This is a genomic window from Brevibacterium picturae, assembly GCF_030453725.1.
GTDB lineage: Bacteria > Actinomycetota > Actinomycetes > Actinomycetales > Brevibacteriaceae > Brevibacterium > Brevibacterium sandarakinum_A.
The window spans coordinates 1-3,341 of sequence record NZ_JAKDJU010000246.1 but is presented as its reverse complement, the minus strand read 5'-3'; the positions used below and the strand labels follow the sequence as shown (position 1 = coordinate 3,341).

At 65.5% G+C, this 3,341-nt stretch carries 3 protein-coding genes; all 3 read right to left on the bottom strand.

Annotated features, from left to right (window positions below):
- Window positions 1–881: sugar phosphate isomerase/epimerase family protein (locus L0G76_RS14945; RefSeq protein WP_304357946.1), on the bottom strand; the 881-nt coding region annotated here is incomplete at its 3' end.
- A gap of 30 nt (window positions 882–911) precedes the next feature.
- The gene (locus L0G76_RS14940; RefSeq protein WP_304357945.1) at window positions 912–2,123 is read right to left on the bottom strand and encodes a substrate-binding domain-containing protein; all 1,212 of its coding nucleotides are present in this window, start codon (window positions 2,121–2,123) and stop codon (window positions 912–914) included.
- A 16-nt stretch (window positions 2,124–2,139) separates the two neighbouring features.
- On the bottom strand, window positions 2,140–3,261 hold the full coding sequence (locus tag L0G76_RS14935) for an ABC transporter permease (protein WP_304357944.1): 1,122 nt from the start codon (window positions 3,259–3,261) through the stop codon (window positions 2,140–2,142).
- Window positions 3,262–3,341: the final 80 nt, after the last annotated feature.

The following is a 3,341-nucleotide window of genomic DNA, read 5'->3' as shown; positions in this document are numbered from 1 at the left end:
GTGAGGAACTCGGCACTGGTCCGCGCCAGTTCGTCCTGGGTCCTGGCCAGGGGCCGCCAGATGGATGCGGCCACGGCGATGGTGTCGTTGTCTGCGGTGAAGCTCTCCAGAGTCAGAGGTCCCGCATAGGAGATGTCGTCGAGGGCGTCGAAGAAGGAGTCCCAGTCGGTGTGGTCTCCGCCCACGGGCCCACGGTCGTTGCCGCACACCTGCACGACCCGACAGTGCTCCCCGGCGGCCCGGATCGCGTCCGCCGGCGAGCGCTCCTCGATGTTGAGGTGATAGCTGTCCAGCGCCAGCCCGACGCCACGGTCCAGCAGGGGTTCGAGAGCATCGAGGGCCTGATCGACCGTGTTGATGAGGCTCGTCTCGTAGCGGTTGAGCGGCTCCACGGCGAGGCTCACTCCACGATCGGCGGCATAGTCGGCAACCGGCCGCAGAGCCTCCCGAAGAGTCTCGACAACCGTGGCACGCTCGACCGATTCCATCCTCCAGACCCGACCGGTCGCAGCCGTGAACGGTCCGGCCACGGTGGGCGAGCCCACCTGGAGAGCCACATCGACGCAGTGGCGCAGATAGTCCTGCGTGTCGCCGCGGAACCTCGGGTCGATGAGGTCACGACCGGGGCCCATCGCCCCGACGATCCGCGCGCCCATGCCCAACCCGGCGAGCACCTCGGCGGCGGTGTCCGGGTCCCAGTCGCCAGGCTTCTCCACGGGCAGCTCCAGCAGACCGAACCCGAAGCTTCGGGCCCGGTCTGCCAGCTCGCCGAGGCGCTGGGTCGTCAGCGGTGACGTCCACACCCAGGTGTTGACGCCGATCTCACGAGTGCCGACGTGATTGCCCCGCGGGTGACTTCCGCTCTCTCGTGCTTCGATCATGGCCCCTCCCCGATCAACTTCTGACCCAGATCAGGGGATCTCCCTCTCCTGCCACACCTCCGGGAAGCCGGGCAGATCCTCGCCACCGAACTTCGCGTAGTGGCCATCGGGCATTCCCTCATTGCGCTCGAGGTACTCATCGAGGTCCTCGGCCGTGATCGGGCTCTGCGGCAGGACCCATTCGCTCGGGACCTCGTCTCCCTCGAAGATCTTCTCCGCGGCCAGCAGCGGGGTCCGCCACTGGAAGTTCGTGTACACGGGAGCCAGCGCTGTCATGTCGGTCTCCTTCCACTTGCGCAGGAAGCTCAGCTCGTCCTCGCCGGTCATGACGGGATAGTCCTTGCCGGCGTCTTCGAAGGCTTCGATGGCGGAGACGGCACCGTCGCCGGCATCCATCCAGATGCCCTGGACGTCGCCCTTGGCCAGCTCGTCCGAGACGACCTTCTTGATCTCGGCCGGGTCACCCTCGGCGAAGTAGTCGACGACCTCGATCCCGGCCTCTGAGAAGAGTTTGTCAGCGGCGGCCCAGCGCTGTTCGAGCACGTCGACGCCGGGCAGGATGCGCAGCGCCACGACCTTGTCGCCCTCATTGAGGTTGTCGATGAGGAACTGTGCGGTGTCGATGCCCCAGGCGAAGCCTCCGATGGGATGGATGAATGTCACGGCGCAGTCCGTTTCGACTCCGCGGTCGAAGACGATCACGGGTTTGTCCGTCTTGCATGCCCGCTCGACCGCCGGCGTGATCGCGGCCGTCGAGTTGGGGGAGATGATGAAGCCGTCGCAGTTGCCCTCGGCGATGAAGTAGTCGATGTCGGCGATCTGCGTATCGTCGTTGTCCTGGGCGTCGCGGGTCTCCATCTCCGTGATGACGCCGTCCTTCTTCAGCTCCTTCAGCTGCTCGTTCATCGTGATCCACCCCGTCTGCCTCCAGGGGTTGGAGATCGAGGCGTTGGCGAAGCACATCTTCTTCCCGCCGTCGGACTCGAACTCCGAGGTGTCCTTCATCTCCGGGTTGATCATCTGCAGGTAGGGCTTGTCGTCCGGGCCCTCCGGTTCGACCTCACGCTGCTTGAACTGCTTGTCGTAGACCTCCTGGTCGAACCAGTCCTCGGCCGGCGCCTCCTCCTGCGCACCACCGTCTCCTTCCGCCGGCTCCACCGAAGGGTCGGTCGTGCACCCCGCCAATGCGATGAGAGCGCCAGCGCTGGCAATGCCGATCGCACTCCTCAGTCCTCTTCTCATGATGTTGCCTCCCTTGTCATTCCCGTGCGGCTCCGTCGCCGCCGGTGAGTTGGATCGGCGAAGGTGCCCCCGCCGAGGTTGTGCTTGGGTCTCCCGACTCGTTCGCCGAGGAGGTCTCCGCCGAGATGGTGGGTCGTTTGCGCTTCTTTGCGAAGACGACACCGGAGTATGCGACCGCAGCGATGATGATGGCTCCCTGGATCGCGTCGCGCATCGTTGCCGGCACCGAGGTGAAGTTGAGCAGCGTGAACAGCGATTCGAGGGTGAAGGCCCCGATCAGTGCGCCGACAACGGTTCCCCGTCCACCGCCGAGGACCACACCGCCCAGGACCACGGCAGTGATCGCTGTGAACTCGTAGCCCTGGCCGACCGAGGGGTGGACCCCGGCGTAACCGGCGAGAAGAATGCCCGCCACCGTTGCCGAGACGGACGACAGGACGAAGGCGAGCGTCTTCGTCCTCCACACGTTCGCTCCCGCGAAGGACACCGCGTCGGCGTTGTCCCCGATGGCGACAAGGGTTCTGCCGAATGGCCGCCTTGAGATCCAGATCCCGAATACGATCACGGCGAGCAGGATGAGCACAGCGTAGGGCAGCAGATCGAGGACCGGGAGTCCCTCGATCCCTCCCCGTCCGAGTTGTCGGAAGGACTCGGCCGGGTTGCCCGTCGCGGCGCCTCCCGTCCACCACATGACTGCGCCATGGATGAGGAGCATCGTGCCGAGGGTGACGATGAACGAGGGAACCCTGAGCAGCGTCGTGGCCAGCCCGTTGACGATGCCGACCACGATGCCGATGATCAGCATGATGACGAGCACCGGCACGGTCTTCGAATCGTCCTCGCCGATGAGATGGCCCGCGGTCATCACCTGCGCGGTGACCACTGCTCCCATCGACAGGTCGAATTCACCGCTGACGATGACGAAGTACTGACCGATGGCGACGATGGCAACGGGCGAGACTCGCTGGATGAAGCGCATGAGCGCTCCGGGCTCAGCGAAACCCGGATTGAGGACGACGATGGCGATGAGGATTGCGATGAGAAGAACGACGACGGCGCCGCGCGGATCTGCCGCACGCCCAAGCAGTCGACGAAGTCCTCCATCGCCGAGGTGTGTCTCGGGAGTTCTCGGATTCATCCTTGGCTCCGCTCATGGTCGGGCGCAGGGTTACTGTCGGGGGCAGGGTTGCGGTCGGGGGCAGGTCCCCGGTGGGGAAC

Excerpts from the sequence above, each read along its gene's own strand:
- L0G76_RS14940 (WP_304357945.1), bottom strand. The coding sequence starts at position 2,123 with ATGAGAAGAGGACTGAGGAGTGCGATCGGCATTGCCAGCGCTGGCGCT.
- L0G76_RS14935 (WP_304357944.1), bottom strand. The coding sequence starts at position 3,261 with ATGAATCCGAGAACTCCCGAGACACACCTCGGCGATGGAGGACTTCGT.